This window comes from Streptomyces brasiliensis, assembly GCF_014647875.1.
Lineage (GTDB): Bacteria > Actinomycetota > Actinomycetes > Streptomycetales > Streptomycetaceae > Streptomyces > Streptomyces brasiliensis.
Map to the genome: position 1 here is coordinate 1 of NZ_BMQA01000104.1, position 16404 is coordinate 16404.

Below are 16404 nucleotides of genomic sequence, written 5' to 3' on the forward strand. Positions count from 1 at the left end.
GCGAAACCATGCCTGACCAGCAGGAATCAAACGATCAAGTTCGGTTGAGATACGGCTTCTCAGCTCAGTGCGAGTTGCCGGCTTGATGTGGATGGCCAGCGCGGCGCGAGCTGACAGCTTTGGCGTGACTATAGGCTTGATTGTCAGCTGATGCCCGTGGGTGTGCTCTCCGGCTCGGGTGCCGGAAAACGCGCGGCGCGGCGCATCTGTTGCCGCTGGCGGCGCAGTAGCCAGACACCTACCAGCATTCCCACGACTGCGCCCACGGGCATCCCCACCACGAGCCCGTGCTTCAGCCCGGAGTCCCCGGAGGCCGGGGCGAAGACGGTCGACAGCAGGATGACAACGGCCAGGCACGCCAGTACCGATGCCAGGTAGCCGTAGAGGGGGCGGGTGAAGTAGACGCTGCGGGCGGGGCGCTCGGGAGGCTCGGCGAGGGTGGCTGTGGGTCCTACGGTGACGGCGAGTGGCCGTTTGTAGTACGCCAGGTACAGCCAGTACCCGCACGGCTCCCAGCCGTCCGGCGCGAGTGAGGCCGCATGCTGCGACCGCTTGCGGCGGTCGACGACATTGCGCCGGTACTCCCAGCGCAGAGAGTTGCGCTCATCACGGCGGCTGACGAACCGGCCCAGCTTGTCGACTCGTTCGATCTCCCAGCCCTGGGCCCCGAAGCGGTTCATCATGTCTTGGTCCATGTAGGCGTCCGCGGTCCACACCCACCGCTGGGCGCCGGGTTCCGGATCGGCCGGGCCATCCGCTGCCGGCGCCAACTGCCGGGCGAAATCAGCCGGCGGGCCGAACTCGGCATGCGGGTCGGTGCCGGATTCGGCGGCGTGCCCGGTGAGTTCCGCGACCAAAGCGGTGGTGTGCTCCGGCGGCAGACCGTGCTCACGCAGGCATTGCGTCAGCTCCGCGAAGTACTCGGCGGCAGTGTCTCCACCCCCGCGCCCGCAAGCGTGTTCTGTACCGTGCGGTGAAAGATCATCCATGATTCCCCCTCTTCCGTGAGGCTTGCCCGGCCCTCGGCCGTCAGCTCGTAGTAGCGCCGCCCTGGGCCGCGCTCGGCGGCACGGAACTCTGCCTGGACCAGCCCCGCCGTCTCCAGTCGGTTGAGCACCGGGTAGAGAGTGCCGCCGCGGATGTGTCCGAGACCAGCGTCGTCGAGCTTTTTGGCGATCTCGTAGCCGTAGCTCTCGCCGTCGACGAGGCAGGACAACACCAGCAGATCGAGGACTCCCTTGAGCCAGCTGGCTCTGCGGTCTGCAACCATGCCTAGATGGCATCACGGCCTAGTTAGCTATGCAAGCTATCTAGGCAAGCAAATCCGTTGGGTGCGGATCCTTTGCAGGGAAAGGGCGCGTGCTGAGCTGGGTAGGATGCGGCCCTGACCTGGAGCGGCCGGCCGGGATGGAAGCCCCTGTACGCCGGAGGCGGGACGCGGCAGCCGCAGCGGCAACCAGCTCTGCACCACGTGCGGGACGTAACCTTCGCCGAGGACGCCTCGCGCGTCCGCACCGGAAACGCGCCCCGCGCGATGGCGACCTTCCGCAACCTCGCCATCGGCCTCATCCGCCAGGTCGGCTGGACGAGCATCGCCGCCGCCGACCACTACCGATCACGGACCGACCACGCACTCCAACTACTCGATCTTGAAACCTGAGAGCGCATCGGCCCTGCCTGCACATTCGCCCCTGAAATCCGACCTTGCAACAGCCCTGCTGGGCGTGATGCGCGCGTTCAACACCAATTCGTGACCCCCGCCCTCGGCGAGGCAAGCCGAACTCCGGCTGCAGTACTTGACAGTGCCGGTCAGCGAGGTGCTGCCACGCCGGGCGCTACCGCCGGCGTCTTTGTTGGATGGACCAGAGAGACGACGATTCTCGCGGGTGGTGGTGTTTCAGTGAAGTCAGCATGACCCCTTACAAATTCGTAGTCGTTTGTTCCACCCGTGACCGCCATCCGGAAACCCGAAGTGCCAGCCTTTTGGGTGACCAGTGCCTCCAGCATGATCTGACCCTTTTTTGGCAGGTCCAGCGCGGCGTGACAGATGCTGGTGAGCGTGTTGGGAGCGGTACTGACAGCAGTGATTTTGCAGTAGTACGAGAATTTTCCGTCGCCTACTCCGGTGTTCCTCTCACTAACTTTCCCGCTGCCGCCGAATTCGTCCCCCGGCTTCTTTGATGTAAACGGATACCCGTACTGCGCGGCTCCTGTGACCGTCAGGTATAGCTTCTCCGTACCGACATCCCTGGTAGCAGCTGTTCCTGGCGAGGCGGTGACTGGCACGCCCATCAAAGCAAATGCCGCACTAGCGACCACCCTAATGGTTCTCGTTTTGTTCACTTTCTGATGTCCTAACCCTTCTTTGAGGGGCTTGCATTCGAGTTTCCCCGATCAATTGACTGGCATTACAGCCTGACGTTCACGTTCCTGCAGGTCGGAGGGTCATCACTTTGTCCTGATGTAGCGTCAGCTAAAGACATCGGTGACCAGACGTGGTGCGCACGTTCAACACCGATTCTTGGCGCTCACCCGCGCGGCAAGTTGAGCGGAACGTGGGATGCTGCAGCGGTTTTGTGATTGCTGTGTGATCGGGAAGGATTCAGTTCAGGCAAGGCCGCCGTTGCCGAACAGTACCTGGCCGTTTACCCAGCGCGCCGGTCCTGCGAGGAAGGCCACGATCTCGGCCATGTCCTCGGGGCGTCCCAGACGCTCGAGCGGTGCGGCCTTGGTGAGGTTGCCGATGGTTGTCTCGTTCTTGTCACCGAAAAGCATCGAGGTGGTGGTGGGGCCGGGGGCGACAGCATTGACCGTGATGTCCTTGCCGCGCAGCTCGCGGGCGAGCACCAGAGTAATTGCCTCGACAGCCGCCTTGCTCGTGACGTATGCACCGTAGGCGGGGCATTGCGTGCGGGTCATGGAGGTGGAGAAGTTGATGATTGCTCCGCCGGCGCGTAGTTGCTGGGCCGCCAGCCGGTCGACGACGAACGTGCCGCGGATGTTAGTGCGGTGGATCTGGTCGAGCTCAGTCAGGTCTAGCGTCGCGATTGGTCCAGGCCGCATGATACCGGCGGTGTGCACGAGGACGTCGATTCCCCCGAATTCAACTTCGACTTCATTGAAGGCTGCGGCCATCACGTCTTCATCGGCGACATCGCCGCCGATTGCGATAGCCCGACCGCCACGCGACGTGATCTCCTCGACCAGGCTGTAGGCCGTGTCCTTGTTTTCTGCGTAGTGAACACCTATAGAAAACCTTTCTTCCGCCAGTCGTCTGACTATGGCGCGACCGATCCCGCCGGACCCACCGGTGACGAGAGCGACACGAGAGTAAGGAATCTGACACACTCCTGTTTCCTCCTTGAAGCGTCTAGAAGAGACCCGTACCTTGTGATTCCGATTCTGGCTGCGCGTATTTACGGGTGAGGTCACGCCACAGGGGCAGCGGCTGCATTTCTATGGACCGTTAGAATTGAGTTGTCCCATGCCTGGGACATCTCCTCGAGGGCGTCGATACTTGATCCGCAGACAACCGGACGTAGAGACTCGAATTTTTCGTCGCTCCACTTGTAGATGTCCAGTGCCAGGAGCCGGTCGATGACCTCCGGAGCGAAGCGTTTCCGGACTTCCCGTGCAGGGCTGCCGGCCACAAGGGTGTAGGGCGGCACATCGCGGGTGACTACACTTTGAGCAGCAATTACGGCGCCTTCGCCTAGCGTTACGCCAGGCATGATCATGGCGCGCATGCCGATCCAGACACCATCCTTGATGACAGTGTCCCCCTTTCCCTGATAAGCGTCGACGCGAACGTCGCGGAAAGGATAGAGACTGAACCAGTCTGTGCGATGAAGATGGTTGCCGCCCATGAGGATCACAGCTTCGGCTCCGATGCACACATAGTCGCCGATATGCAGTTGGTCAATGGGCCAGGGCGGCGCCCAGTCCCGGTTCTCTCGGCTGTAGGCATCTCCGTGGAGGTAACGCACCACGGACCCCTCGAAGTCGCCGGACCAGGCGTGGCTGTAGTAACTGTGAGTTCCTGCCACGTGGATGTTGGGGTTGGTTACGGCCTCATGGAGGTACTGCGGCCTCGACCAATGAGAACCATCAGGCATAGCGATCTGCTCTCGGCTAGAAGCGGACAGGATCCCTGATTTCACACGAAGCGATAATTCACATAAGGGCAATAATGTCACGCAGGAGAATTTCCCTGCCTGAAGTGGATTCCTTGATTATTAACTGCTGGTAGACATGAGTACCCGGATCTCTTGCGCACCTCTCCGCCTCCTCCTCTTTCCACCCTAAGGAAGCAATCAAGTTCTACGGAGAGTGTTGATGTCCCAGGGCTGCCGCAAAGTCCTGCGCGCAGACGTTTCCGCTGATGAGAGGCGCGTGCCTGGACAGGACTGATGCGTTTTTCAAGATCGAGTAGTTGGAGTGCGTGGTCGGTCCGTGATCGGTAGTGGTCGGTGGCGGCGGCGATGTTCGTCCAGCCGGCCTGGCGGATGAGGCCGATGGCGAGGTTGCGGAAGGTCGCCATCGCGCGGGGCGCGTTTCCGGTGCGGACGCGCGAGGCGTCCTCGGCGAAGGTTACGTCCCGCACGTGGTGCAGGGCCTCGACCTGCCAATGCCCACGGATCAGTTCGGCAAGTTGGGACGCGGTGGCCTGCTCGGAGGTGAGGCTGGTGACCGCATAGATCGTCTTGATGGTGGTCTTCCCGGTCGTGCGATTCGTGCGACGGCGCTTGACCTCGATGGCCTGGACGGCGTGCGGAAAAAGCAGACCCGGCTGGACCGTGCAGACTTTGAGGCGGCGTATCTCGCCTCGCCCGTGCGCCCGTTCGTGGGTGCGGTGCTGAAGCGGGACCTCGCGCCACCGGGCGTCGCATGACGGGACTGCTGCATGATGGGTCTTCGAAGTTGAGCGAGGTGTGACTGCGGGTGGCCTGCCGCATCGTCACGGGCCGTGAGGGCCATGCAAGTTGGGTCCAGAGAACCAGGCGAGTTGGCTCCGGCCCTGGATGCGGGAAGCCCGTGGTCATGGGTGATCATGACTGTTCTCTACGCAGCTTGAGCACCTGGACACACGGGCTTGGACAACAATACGACGTTGCTGCTCGACCTGGACGGCCTGGCCGTGGCCAAGGTCGAGCGGCTGGCGGACAGCACCCGGCGGGTGCACCTGACCATCGCGGATGAGGCCGCACGGGCCTTCCCCACCTGCGGCGTATTCGCCGTACGCGTCAAGGGCTTCGAGCACACCCGCCCACGCGATGGTCGTAGCCGAGATGAGCGAACAGCGACATGGGCCGGTGTCGGGGGCGCCCACAGGGGCCACGGATCCGGGGGATGGCGTCGAGCAGGGGGATCAGTTGGGTGATCGTGTCGGTACCCCTGTCGACCGGCCTCAGGCAACGCCCAGCCAGCTTTTCAACGACTGCGGGCGGCACGGCTGGCCAGGGCAGGTCGCCGCATGGAACACCCAGCGGTGAGGCTGCGGTGTACGACAGGATTCCCGGACCCCAGCACTTTGCGGTCCCCACCGGCCAGGCACTGGAATGCTTGAGCGACGACGTGTTGCCCGAGGGCATTTCGATGTCCGTACGCCGACCGAGCACCGAGGTCTTGGTCTGGGGGAGGGTCTCCTGCTGAGGCGCCGTCACGTCCTCGGCGCCTCCGTACCAGTGCTCTCTCGCACCAGCAGGTCGTGCCCCGCCGTGAGTCGTCTGTGCGGGGCCTCCGCGTCGTTGGTGATCCTGTGCAGCACCGCGTCCACGGCAAGTTCGGCGATCTCCTGCTTGTCCGGCGAGACGGTGGTCAGTGACGGCACGCTGTAGCGGCTCTCCTGGATGTCATCGAAGCCGACAACCGCCAGATCCTCCGGCACGCGGAGACCGTGTTCGTGGGCCGCGCGCATCGCGCCGGAGGCGAGCAGGTCGCTGAAGCAGAAGACGGCGTCGGGCGGGTCCTCGAGAGCGAGCAGAACCCGCATGGCCGCGGCGCCGTCGGCACGGGTGAACTCCCGTGTGTGCGGCACGAGTCGGGGGTCATGCGGCACACCGGCGGCATGCAGTGCGGTGAGGAAGCCGTGCATGCGTTGCACGGTCGTCGCGTGCGCCCGCTCAGGCGGCTGGCCGATGACCGCGATACGCCGCCGGCCGATGCGGAGCAGATGCTCGGTCGCCTCCCGCGCCGCCGCGGAGTTGTCTATCAGTACGTGATCCGCCGGGATCTCGTACGACTGCTCGCCCAGGAGCACGAGGGGAACGCGACGTCCGCGGTTGGCGAGCATCGTCTCGTCGAGGCCGAGCGGGCTGAGCAGTACACCGTCGATGAGCGGGTCGCTGAGCCCACAGGCGATGCGCAGCTCCTCCGCCGGGTCGCCCCCGGTGTCCTCGATGAGTACGGTGCAGCCACGCGTCTTGGCGGCTGCTATGACTTCCGCGGCGAGCTCGGCGAAGTACGGCGCGACCAGTTCGGGGACGGCCAGCGCGATGATGCCGCTGCGGCCGGTGCGCAGGTGCCGTGCGGAGGCATTGGGCTGGTAGTCGAGTTCGGCTATGGCGTGCAGGACTCGCCGCCGGGTCTGCTCCGCGACGCGTCCTTCGCCGCGGACGACGTTCGAGACCGTTTTGATCGACACGCCCGCGCGCTCGGCGACATCCTTGAGGCGTGCACCCGCCATGGTGGCCGCCCTCCCTCCCCGGGTGCTTTCCGTCTGCCCCGGCGTTGGCCGTCACGCAAGTTGTTCCGGTGTCCTGCTGAGCGTAGGCCATGCTCCAACGTTGTAATAGCTTCGCTTCACACATGGGCGAAATGACCGTTAAGGCGTAGCCGACCCGACGAACAAGGAGTTTTTGCAGGGGTGTTGACGCCCTAATTCCACAGGGCTACAACGTTGTAACAGCCTCGCTCAACCGACTCAGCCGTTCGGCTCGGCCCCACATTCCAACGTTGTACTCGTTCAGGTTCCTGCCGGAAGGACGCATGCGCATGTGGGACCGCACGCCGCATACTCCTCCGGCCACTTCGTCCCGACGCCGATCGCTGCGCAGTCCTGGTCGCTCGGTGCGGCCGCGGTCTCCGCCGCGATCCTCGGCGGCTGGGACAGCACGCTCGCGCAGGCGGATTGGCCACATCGGTGTCCGGGACGTCATCAGCCGCCTGCCCCCCTGAGTGACGTAACACCCTTTCCGGCTGACATCACCCCGACGTCACCGACCCAACCGATCCAGCCCGTCCCCGATAGGAGTTCTTGATGTCGGCAGCACCCCCTACACGTGTGAGTCGGCCCCGTCTGGCCGTCCTCGTCTCCGTGCTGGTCGCGCTCCTGACCGCCTTACTCACCACACAGACCGGAACGGCCGACGCCGCGACCGGCACCGCACTGCGCAACGACACCGGCCTGTACCCCCGGGCGATCCGGCTGGCGCACAACGGCAGCGCCAACGGCCGCATCCTGTCATCGGTGGTCACGTTCTCCGGGAACAACGGACTTGGGGCCATCTACGAGAGCACCGACTCCGGCACGTCCTTCCATCAGGTGGGCGCCGTCAGCGATCCGGAAGCGGCGGGTGGGCAGGGACTCTGCTGCTCCACCCTGTTCGAACTCCCTCAGCAAGTGGGGAACCTGCCCGCCGGCACCCTGCTCTGGTCGGCCTCGGTCGGTCAGGATGAGGCCAACCGGCGCATGGCGCTGCGCGTCTTCAAGAGCAACGACGTGGGGCGTACGTGGAGTTACCTGTCCACCATCGTGACCGCGGGCAGCACCGGTGGCCTGTGGGAGCCCGAGTTCTCCGTCGACGCGTCCGGTCAACTCGTCGCGCACTACTCGGACGAGACCGACTCCGCGCACAGCCAGAAGCTGATGGCCGCGCGATCCTCGAACGGCCTCACCTGGACCGGACACCACGCCACCGTCATCAGTTCACTCGCCACCGACCGCCCAGGCATGGCAGTCGTCCGCAAACTCGGCAACGGCACCTACTTCATGTCCTACGAGATCTGCTCGGCCTCTGGCCAGTACCAGTGCGTTGTGCACTACCGGACCTCACCCGACGGCTGGAACTGGAACAGCGGACCGTCCCTCGGCTATCGCCCTGAGACGGCAGACGGCAAGTACTTCAAGCACGCCCCGACCGTGGCCTGGGCACCCCAGGCCGGTAATCCTCTGGGCCGACTCTTCCTGATCGGTCAGGTCCTCTACAACAAGGACGGCTCGGTGGCCGCCGGCAGCGGCCGGACCGTCTGGGTCAACAGTACGGGCGGCAGGGGCACCTGGCGGGAGATCGCAGCGCCCGTGACCGTCCAGTCGACGGTCGTCGACTACTGCCCCAACTACAGCTCGGCCCTGCTGCCCTCCACAGACGGCAACAGCCTGCTGGAGATCGCCACCGACTGGTCCGGCAGCATCTGCAAACCGTACTTCGCAACAAGCCCCGTACCATCATCCTGAGCGCACCCAAGTCCTGGAAAGCAAAGGGCAATCGGGGCGAGAAGACTTGCGCAACCCATCGCAGCCCGCGGGACGGTCACGACGAAACCGGTCGTGACCGTCCCGCAGCGGTGCCGGGCCGCGGCACGAACTCCGCACAGGGCCCTTGGGATGGCGAACGCAGGATTGGGGGTCCGCCTACTTCGTCCGCACCGACGACCTCGGCTGGTCACTGGACGAGTCCGAGGCTGGCTCGACGAGACACTGCCCGCCGTCCTACTCACCGGCGGGGTCGCCGACCGGATCCACACCTGCACTTCGTGCGGGTTCGTCGGTGACCGCGACATGGTCTCCGCCGCCCTGGGCGCCCACGTCCGACTCACCGACGCGGACGACCCCAGCACTGCGCGCCTGGACATCGTCCAGGCGCGCCACACGCAAATCCTCTTCGAACCAGGGCTGCAAGAGGCCCTGTCGAGTCAACCGCAGCGCGGTGCCCGCCCCGCACGGGGCCGTACCCACGCGGCAGCCCACCGGCCGGGACACCCCGGCCGCGCAGGGCCTCTGCCCGACAAAACACACCGACCGGTACCGGACAAACCCCGAATGAGACCCCACCCGCGAACGAGCGGCACAAGGCCCACGTCGGAACAGCCGGCCGCACGGACCACACACCACCCAGGCGGGTCAGCTCCGTACAGAGACCGGACGGACATCACAGCATTACGTGATGACTCTCAGGTCGCTGCGGGGAGTCAGGTTGACGCTGTCTGCGGCGGACTGCACGGAGCTGGAGCTCCTGGTGGCTGGCGACCGAGAACGCCCGGTCCGGGTCTGAAGAGCAGCAGGCCCAGACCCCGTGGACCACAGCCGCGCGTGACGCGCCGAACGTGCCGAACGTGCCGGGGCTCCGCCCATCCGGAGCCAGAGTCGCTTGGGTCGTTGGACCGGGCGTCCCCGAAGAGGGCTGCGGCCTCGACGTCGTAGGGGCGTGCTGCTCAACGCCCTTGCCGGAGCGACGTGTTGGGGGAGGTCCGGGCGGGTGTTGATTCCGGCCAGGCACGTCGTCGATCGCGAGCCAGGGCGCGGCGGCCACGCCCCTGGGGGTGAGGCCGGTGAACTCCCTGACCTCGCGGTGGAGGTGGGACTGGTCCACGTAGCCGCTCTCGGCGGCGACAGCGGCGGCGTCGCGCCCCGCCGCCAGAAGGTGGGCGGCGTGGTCGAACCGCACCAGCCGGGCGGCCCGTTTGGGCGTGATGCCGAGCTGCGACCGGAAGCGGGCCGACAGGCGCTTGCGGCTCCAGCCGGCCTCGTCCGCCAGGCCGTCGACCCGCACCCGCCCCCGGCGCCCGAGCGTCTGCCGCCAGACGAAGGCGACCTCCGGATCCACCGGCGGGCGGGCGCGTGGCCCGTCGTCGTACAGTCGGCGGGCGAGGAGGTCCCGCGCGACCGTGAACCGTTCGTCCCACGACGCGGCGGCCCGCAGCCGCTCCTCGGCCCGCCCGGCATCGCGGCCCCAGACATCCGCGAAGGGCACCAATAGCCCGCTGATGTCTCGGAGTTCGGCCGAAGAGCCGAGCACCGCGGCCGCCGCGACCGGCCCGAGCCGGATCTGCAGGACCGCGCCGATCCGGCCGCCCATCCGCAGCTCACCGGGCAGCAGGCCGACGACGAAACTGCCCCGCTCGCGGCGCCCCTGGGCGTCGTGGACGAAGCCTTCCCCCTCGCTCAGGTCGACGAGGACGGTGACGGAGGGATGCGCGACCATGGCGATCTCCACCGGCGGGGCGGAACGGTTGCTGAACCCGGCCATGCGGACTCCCGGCAGCCGGACCGACGGCGGCGGGACCGCGACGTCCACACTGTCCCAGTCGGGCGTTGCCCCCTCGGGCCCGATGCGTTCAGGCCCGGTTCCTGTCGATGGCATGTGAACGGCCATGGGACCAGCGTAGGACTCAGGGCGTCGTGGGCGGGGCGTCGGCGCCCGCCGCCGTGAAGCCGAGGAGCAGTTCGCCGAGCGACTCGGGCGCTTCCAGGGTGGGCAGGTGCCCGACGCCGGGCAGCATCTCGACCCGCGCGTTCGGCACCGCGTCGTAGTGGTGCGCCGACGCCGGATCCCACCGGGGATCGGCCGCGCCGAACAGCACCAGCACGGGCACGTGCACATCGAGGGCGGCGAGCCGCTCGGGCACGCTCCGCTCGGTGACGTACGCGCCGTTGCAGCGCAGCACCCCCCTGAGGGCGCGGTACGTGATGGCCTTCACCCCGGCGACCACGTCGTCGGGGATGTCCACCGGGCGGGCGGCCGTCGCGCCGACCCCCTTGCGGATCATCGCGTCCGTGCGCCTCGCCCACAGGATCGGGCCGAGCGGCGGCGCCATCACCGCCCGCAGGATCAACGGCTCCGGAAGCAGCGCGTCGAGACTCGGACCGCAGCTGACCATCGCGAGCGAACCCACCAGATCAGGCCGCTGTTCGGCCAGCGCGGTGGCGACGTAGCCACCACTGGAGTGCCCGGCCACGGCCACGCCGCGCAGCCCGAGCCCGTCCAGCACCGCCGCCACCCGTTTCGCCTGCACGGGCACGTCGTAGGACGGCGCGGGCGGGGACTGCCCGCAGCCCGGTAGATCGACCCGGATGACGTGCTGGCGCTCGGCGAGCGCCTCGACCACCGGACCCCAGAAGGCGTTCGAGGCGCCCGACCCGTGGATGAGCAGCAGCGGGGGCGCCTCCCGCGGCCCGTCATGGACCACGTGCATCCCCGGCGTGTTCTCGACGTCGTATTCACCCATGCCTGGATGGTGCGGGGGTGGCCGGCGGGCGGTCTTGTACGAATGTCGCGGGCGCGGCCTCTTGGACCAGCCCTGGGTGGCCGGCGAGCCCAGAACATTCAAGATCAACTAAGTAAAATGAAGGATTGTGCGCCCAGGGCGTCGCGGCGGCCGTCGAGCTGGAGTCGCAAGCGCGGCAGGACACCGGCATGACCCCCGAGGAGTGGATGGTCTCCAACGAACCGCGGATGGAGACGATCCGGACCGCTGTGGCGGGTGCGGGGTGTCTGCTCGGCGATGCGAGTGGGACCGTCTCCACGGCGCGGGTCCGGTCTGCTGCTGGCGCGGGCCGGCCCGGTGCGTTGCTCAGGTGTGGAGTCGTCCGTCGGCAATGATCGTGGCGAGGGTATCGACAAGTTCGTCGGCGGAGGTGCGCCAAGTCCCGGTGGCGAAGTGGCCGCTCAGTTCCGCGGCGATGATGCCGCTGACGCCTGTGAAGAGTAGGCCTCCGTATCGGTGGAGGTCCTGTTCGTCGACGAGTTCGGAAACGATAGCCAGAAATTCTTCCTGAGTACGGCAGGAGGCGCGGATCATACTCCCGGGCTCGTCGCCAGCCGGGGGGGCAAACATCTGCCGGTAGCGGTGAGGGTGGCGGCGGCCGATGGTGACAAGCGCGGCGAGGGCGCCTCGGAGTCTGTCGGACGGCGTGCCATCCAGGGCTGCGATCTCGTCGCTGAGACGCTCCCAGCCTTCTGCGGCGACGGCGCCTAGCAGGGTCTCCTTGTCGGCGAAGTGCCCGTAGGGTGCGCCGCGGCTCACACCTGCCCGTGCGCCCACTTCCCGCAGGGTCACCGCGTCAGGGCCGCCCTCGTCGAGCAGCTCGGCGGCCGCGTCGAGAAGGGCGCGACGGGTGGCGGCGGCGGATTCTGCGCGGCTGACCACGCCAACATATTACAGATGGCATCACCTCAGTGGGTTGACGTTGTCAGGTGAAACCTCTAATCTCATTCATATGACAATGTCATGCGAGTTTGGTGAAGCGGGCGGAGGGATCGTGGTGACCGGAGCCTCCACCGGAATGGGATGGGCCACCGGGCGCGAGCTGGCCCATCGTGGCTTCCAAGTTCTTGCCGGGGTACGGCTCGAGAGTGACGCCGAGGCCCTCCGCGCGCCCAGCATTGAGCCGGTCATCCCGGACATCACCGCCCCCGGACCACATCACCGCCCTGGCAGAGCGCGTGGGTGGAAACCTGCGGGCGCTGGTGAACAACGGCCGGGATCGCCATCAACGCTCCGGTCGAGGCGCTGGCCGATGAGTGAGTAGCGGCGGCAGTCCGACGTCAATCTGTTCGGCCACATCGCCGTCACCCAGGCACTGCTGCCCGCGCTGCTGCGCAGCAAGGGTCGCGTCGTCAACATCACCTCGACGGGCGGCCGGGTCGCGATGCCCGCATACGGCGCCTACGCCGGCAGCAAGTTCGCCCTCGAAGCGGTCAGCGACTCGTTGCGTCGTGAGCTGGCATCGCAGGGCGTCGAGGTGATCGTGGTGAACCGGGCGGCGTCAAGACCGACATCGCGATCCGCGGCGCCGTCACCGCGGACCGACTCGTCGCCACCATGACCGCCGACCAGAACCGGCGCAACGGACCCACGCGAGCCCTGCCGGACCCTGGGCGGCCTCGCGGCCGAGGCCGACACCCTGCCGGCTGAGGACGTGGTCACGCTCTTCGACGGCTTGGTCGGCAATGACTGGCCAACCACCTTCACGTGTACCGCCACGGATACCGACTCGGGTGAAGTCACAACCTTCGACAGCGGCTCGGGAGTGCCCCTGGCCCGCGCTGTCGCCGCGAGCTGCGCACTCCCCCTCGTACTACCGGTGATCGGGATTGGCGACCGACGTTACATGGACGGCGGCCTGCACGACCCCCTCAACGCCGCGCTCGCCCAAGGGCACGATCTGGTGGTCGCGGTTCCCTGCCTGCCCTACCTCAACCTCGACCGGGAACGGGTCCACCGGACCACGCGCGCCCAACAGGCCAACGTCACACCTGCCCTCGCCGCGCTCCGGGCAGCGGGAACCCGTGTCGAGACCACCGAACCGAATGAGGAATTCCGCGTTCTCAGCGCCGACGGCCAGCGGCTCCTGGACGCCTCCCTGATCGGTGACGCCTACGCGGCGGGCGCCCGGCCCGGTACAGAGCTGCACGGCACCTTCTGACCTCCGGCTTCCTACCGGACCACTGAATAATCCTTCGCACCACATGGAGTAACGCACTATGGACCTGCAACTCGTCGGCAAGCGCGTGCTCGTGACCGGCGCCAGCAAAGGCATCGGCCTCGCGATCGTACGAGCTTTCCTCGCTGAAGGGGCATCAGTCACCGCCGTGTCCCGGCGCAGCACGCCCGAACTCGAAAAGACTGGAGCGGCCTTCGTGGCGGCCGACCTGTCCGAGGCCGACGGGCCCCGCCGCATGGTCGAGACGGTCCTCGCGGCTGACCCGCGTCTGGACGTCCTGGTCAACAACGTCGGAGGCGGCAGCCTGCCCGAGGGATCGCTCGGCGACACCCTCGACGGCGGGGACGAGATCTGGCAGGACGTCTTCACGTTGAATTTCAGCTCCCCCGTGAGGGTCACCCGGGCCGCACTGCCCGCGCTGGCCGAGGCCCAGGGCGCGATCGTCAACATCAGTTCTGACACCGCCCGGCGCCTCGGCGCTCCTGGCAGCACCCCGCTGCCGTATGCGGCGGCCAAGGCGGCGCTGAACAGGTTCTCCCGAGGGTTGGCCGAGCGGATGGCCTCGCAGGGGGTACGGGTCAACACCGTCTCGCCGTCCGTGACAAGGACCAACGCGATCGCGGGTAAGGATGGCTACATGTCCCAGGTGGCGCAGGCGATCGGTGTCGAGCACGCCGCCCTGATGCAGAACCTGCCGACGGACCTTGGCATGCTCACCGGCAGCCTGATCGAGCCGGACGAAATCGCCCGCGCGGTGCTGTTGTTGGCATCCCCGACCATGCCAAGCGCAATCGGCGAGGACTGGGCGGTCGACGCAGGCTCCGTCAAGGTCGCGTAAGGCCCGTCACGACGCGGTCGGAGCGGCCCGGATCCGCTCCGGCCAGCACACCTCGGTGGACGCTGGTGCTGCCGACTGCCGCACCAGCGTCCCCGGCGGTAGCGCCGGCCGTTGCCTTCGCTGTCGACGTGATTCACCTCGATTGCGCAACGGGTCCACATCCCCAGCCCTCCGCGCTGCTTCGGTGCTACATCGAACCTTGTCGACATCATGCTCGGCGCCGACCGGTGCTCGGCCTGCGCCGGGACGCCCCGCTTCAGCGGGGTGGGGCATCGTTTCTTTGGGCTGCTGTGACCTCAACTCGGTGCATGGATCTGTACTGTTCACCCGTACCGGTTTCCTGCTGCACTAGACTTGCCGCGTGTGTGATCGCGTGGCTGTGACCGGGAGGGTTCGCCGGTTCTCCGGCGGTGTGTACGATCTCGGGCGCCACGTGGTGTGGTGCCCTAAGTACCGCCGTCCGGTCCGGGGCGGCAGGGTCGCGGAACGCCTGGACGAGCTGATCCGCCAGAAGGCGGACGAGCGCGGGTGGGAGATCATCGCCCTTGAGGTGGTGCCGGACCACGTGCACCTGTTCGTCAAGCACGACCCGAAGTCGTCGGCCTCGTATGTGGCGAACCAGTTCAAGGGCTTCACCTCCCGCGTGCTCCGCTCGGAGTTCCCGCACCTGAGGTCACGGATGCCCACCTTGTGGTCGTCGTCGTACTTCGCCGCCTCGGTCGGCGCGGTGAGCGTGGTGACGGTGGAGAAGTACATCAACACCCAGTGGGAACGCCCTGGGAAGAAGGACAAGGCGGCGCCGGGGTGATCCGTGCCTACACGTTCCTTCTCAGGCCGACCGTGCGTCAGGAGCAAGCGCTCCGGGAGATGCTGGCCGATCACTGCTCGCTCTACAACGGGGCATTGCAGGAGCGTCGTGACGCCTACCGGCACGCATCGAAGACGAGCGTCACGTACGGCGGCCAGTCCGCGCAGTTGAAGGAGATCAGGGCGTTCGACCCGGAACGTCAGGGCCGATGGTCGTTCAGCTCTCAGCAAGCCACCCTGCGCCGCCTGGACAAGGCGTTTCAAGCCTTTTTCAAGCGGGTGAAGGCCCATCAGAGCCCGGGCTACCCCCGGTTCAAGGGCGTCGGCCACTTCGACACCGTCACGTTCCCGAAGGACGGGGACGGCTGCCGCTGGGACTCCACCCCTCACGATGCGCAGAGGCGGGTCCGGCTGCAAGGCGTCGGGCACGTCCGCGTGCACCAGCACCGGCCCGTACGCGGCCGGGTCAAAACGATCTCGATCAAAGGGGAAGGGCACCGCTGGTACACCGTCCTGGCTTGCGACGACGTACCGGCCGAGCCACTGCCCGCAACCGGCAGCATCGTCGGCATCGACATGGGGACGGTGCACTTCTTCACCGACTCGGGCGGCGTGCACGTTGAGAACCCGCGCTTTTTGGGGTCGATGTCCGCCGAGCTGGCCGCCGCCCAGCAGCACCTGGCGACGTTCCCCAAGCGCACCCGTCGGCGGACGAAGAAACACCGGGCCGCCGCCCGCAAGGTCGCCAAGATCCACGCGAAGATCCGGCGGCAGCGCCTGGACCACCACCACAAGGCCGCGCGTGCGCTCGTACGGGAGCACGACGTGATCGCCCACGAGAAGCTGAACACAGCGGGCATGACCAAAGCGCCTGCACCCAGGCCCGACCCCGAGCAGCCCGGCGGCTTCCTGCCGAACGGGGTCGCCGCCAAAGCGGGCTTGAACCGCAGCATCCTCGACGCGGGTTGGGGACTGTTCCTGGGAATCCTGGCGCAGAAGGCTGAGAGTGCCGCTCGCCGCGTGATCCCGGTGGACTCCCGCAACACCTCCCGGACCTGCCCGATCGAAGCCGGAGGCTGCGGGCACGTCGCCAAGGAGAACCGCACCACCCAAGCGAAGTTCGAGTGTGTCCAGTGCAGCCTGGTGGAGAACGCCGACCGCGTGGGCGCGCTGAACGTCCTGCACAGGGCCGGGCTGGTCCTCTGCGACGGTGCTTAGCCGCCGATCCAGGAAGCCCGCGACCTCAGTCGTGGGCGGAGTCAGTACGCCCAGCATGGGCGGCAGCTTAAGGGTGAAAGTCCCGAAGAGGAGAGGT

18 protein-coding genes are annotated in these 16404 nt (G+C 66.9%); 7 read left to right on the top strand and 11 right to left on the bottom strand.

Features of this window, described 5'->3' with window-relative positions:
- Positions 1 to 143: 143 nt before the first annotated feature.
- Positions 144 to 857, bottom strand: a complete 714-nt coding sequence (locus IEZ19_RS46345) for a hypothetical protein (RefSeq protein ID WP_189317405.1) — start codon at positions 855 to 857, stop codon at positions 144 to 146.
- 47 nt (positions 858 to 904) lie between these two features.
- Complete coding sequence (locus IEZ19_RS46350; protein ID WP_189317406.1) at positions 905 to 1270, bottom strand: PadR family transcriptional regulator; 366 nt, start codon at positions 1268 to 1270, stop codon at positions 905 to 907.
- 201 nt (positions 1271 to 1471) lie between these two features.
- Between IEZ19_RS46350 and IEZ19_RS46355 the strand changes: the two genes are divergently transcribed.
- Positions 1472 to 1660 (top strand): hypothetical protein, encoded by a 189-nt coding sequence (locus IEZ19_RS46355; protein WP_373297170.1) that lies wholly within the window; start codon positions 1472 to 1474, stop codon positions 1658 to 1660.
- Positions 1661 to 1809: 149 nt separating this feature from the next.
- Here the strand turns inward: IEZ19_RS46355 and IEZ19_RS46360 are convergent, their stop codons facing one another.
- From IEZ19_RS46360 to IEZ19_RS46380, 5 genes are all read right to left on the bottom strand, one after another.
- Complete coding sequence (locus tag IEZ19_RS46360) at positions 1810 to 2343, bottom strand: hypothetical protein (protein WP_189317407.1); 534 nt, start codon at positions 2341 to 2343, stop codon at positions 1810 to 1812.
- 264 nt (positions 2344 to 2607) lie between these two features.
- Positions 2608 to 3348, bottom strand: coding sequence for an SDR family oxidoreductase (locus tag IEZ19_RS46365; RefSeq protein ID WP_189317408.1), 741 nt, complete (start codon positions 3346 to 3348; stop codon positions 2608 to 2610).
- Positions 3349 to 3428: 80 nt separating this feature from the next.
- Entirely contained in the window at positions 3429 to 3989 is a 561-nt protein-coding gene (locus IEZ19_RS53285; RefSeq protein WP_308429094.1) for a CatB-related O-acetyltransferase, read from the bottom strand.
- Between the two features lie 203 nt (positions 3990 to 4192).
- Positions 4193 to 4819, bottom strand: coding sequence for a transposase (locus IEZ19_RS53290; RefSeq protein WP_189317417.1), 627 nt, complete (start codon positions 4817 to 4819; stop codon positions 4193 to 4195).
- An 840-nt stretch (positions 4820 to 5659) separates the two neighbouring features.
- Complete coding sequence (locus tag IEZ19_RS46380; protein ID WP_189317409.1) at positions 5660 to 6685, bottom strand: LacI family DNA-binding transcriptional regulator; 1026 nt, start codon at positions 6683 to 6685, stop codon at positions 5660 to 5662.
- 597 nt (positions 6686 to 7282) lie between these two features.
- Between IEZ19_RS46380 and IEZ19_RS46385 the strand changes: the two genes are divergently transcribed.
- On the top strand, positions 7283 to 8455 hold the full coding sequence (locus IEZ19_RS46385; protein WP_229841626.1) for an exo-alpha-sialidase: 1173 nt from the start codon (positions 7283 to 7285) through the stop codon (positions 8453 to 8455).
- 255 nt (positions 8456 to 8710) lie between these two features.
- Here IEZ19_RS46385 and IEZ19_RS46390 read toward each other — a convergent pair whose 3' ends face one another.
- The 4 genes from IEZ19_RS46390 to IEZ19_RS46405 all read right to left on the bottom strand — a co-directional run bounded on the left by IEZ19_RS46390 (position 8711) and on the right by IEZ19_RS46405 (position 12147).
- Positions 8711 to 8869 carry a hypothetical protein gene (locus IEZ19_RS46390; protein ID WP_189317411.1) on the bottom strand — a complete coding sequence of 53 codons (159 nt, stop codon included), beginning with the start codon at positions 8867 to 8869 and terminating at the stop codon, positions 8711 to 8713.
- 280 nt (positions 8870 to 9149) lie between these two features.
- Positions 9150 to 10373, bottom strand: a complete 1224-nt coding sequence (locus IEZ19_RS54005) for an AraC family transcriptional regulator (RefSeq protein ID WP_373297171.1) — start codon at positions 10371 to 10373, stop codon at positions 9150 to 9152.
- 16 nt (positions 10374 to 10389) lie between these two features.
- Positions 10390 to 11226 carry an alpha/beta fold hydrolase gene (locus IEZ19_RS46400; protein ID WP_229841627.1) on the bottom strand — a complete coding sequence of 279 codons (837 nt, stop codon included), beginning with the start codon at positions 11224 to 11226 and terminating at the stop codon, positions 10390 to 10392.
- Between the two features lie 345 nt (positions 11227 to 11571).
- Positions 11572 to 12147 carry a TetR/AcrR family transcriptional regulator gene (locus IEZ19_RS46405; protein WP_189317412.1) on the bottom strand — a complete coding sequence of 192 codons (576 nt, stop codon included), beginning with the start codon at positions 12145 to 12147 and terminating at the stop codon, positions 11572 to 11574.
- A gap of 448 nt (positions 12148 to 12595) precedes the next feature.
- Between IEZ19_RS46405 and IEZ19_RS52140 the strand changes: the two genes are divergently transcribed.
- The 5 genes from IEZ19_RS52140 to IEZ19_RS46430 all read left to right on the top strand — a co-directional run bounded on the left by IEZ19_RS52140 (position 12596) and on the right by IEZ19_RS46430 (position 16307).
- A complete protein-coding gene (locus IEZ19_RS52140; RefSeq protein ID WP_229841629.1) occupies positions 12596 to 12826 on the top strand; it encodes an SDR family NAD(P)-dependent oxidoreductase in 231 nt (76 codons plus the stop codon).
- Between the two features lie 93 nt (positions 12827 to 12919).
- Entirely contained in the window at positions 12920 to 13426 is a 507-nt protein-coding gene (locus IEZ19_RS52865) for a patatin-like phospholipase family protein (RefSeq protein WP_189317413.1), read from the top strand.
- A 58-nt stretch (positions 13427 to 13484) separates the two neighbouring features.
- The gene (locus IEZ19_RS46420) at positions 13485 to 14282 is read left to right on the top strand and encodes an SDR family NAD(P)-dependent oxidoreductase (RefSeq protein WP_189317414.1); all 798 of its coding nucleotides are present in this window, start codon (positions 13485 to 13487) and stop codon (positions 14280 to 14282) included.
- Between the two features lie 373 nt (positions 14283 to 14655).
- A complete protein-coding gene (tnpA, locus tag IEZ19_RS46425; protein WP_373297172.1) occupies positions 14656 to 15090 on the top strand; it encodes an IS200/IS605 family transposase in 435 nt (144 codons plus the stop codon).
- Positions 15087 to 16307, top strand: coding sequence for an RNA-guided endonuclease InsQ/TnpB family protein (locus tag IEZ19_RS46430; RefSeq protein WP_189317415.1), 1221 nt, complete (start codon positions 15087 to 15089; stop codon positions 16305 to 16307). The genes tnpA and IEZ19_RS46430 overlap by 4 nt, the downstream gene beginning before the upstream one ends.
- Positions 16308 to 16404: the final 97 nt, after the last annotated feature.

Coding starts and splice junctions, on each gene's coding strand:
- IEZ19_RS46350 (WP_189317406.1), bottom strand. CDS start 1,270: ATGGTTGCAGACCGCAGAGCCAGCTGGCTCAAGGGAGTCCTCGATCTG.
- IEZ19_RS46380 (WP_189317409.1), bottom strand. CDS start 6,685: ATGGCGGGTGCACGCCTCAAGGATGTCGCCGAGCGCGCGGGCGTGTCG.
- IEZ19_RS54005 (WP_373297171.1), bottom strand. CDS start 10,373: ATGGCCGTTCACATGCCATCGACAGGAACCGGGCCTGAACGCATCGGG.
- IEZ19_RS46400 (WP_229841627.1), bottom strand. CDS start 11,226: ATGGGTGAATACGACGTCGAGAACACGCCGGGGATGCACGTGGTCCAT.
- IEZ19_RS46420 (WP_189317414.1), top strand. CDS start 13,485: ATGGACCTGCAACTCGTCGGCAAGCGCGTGCTCGTGACCGGCGCCAGC.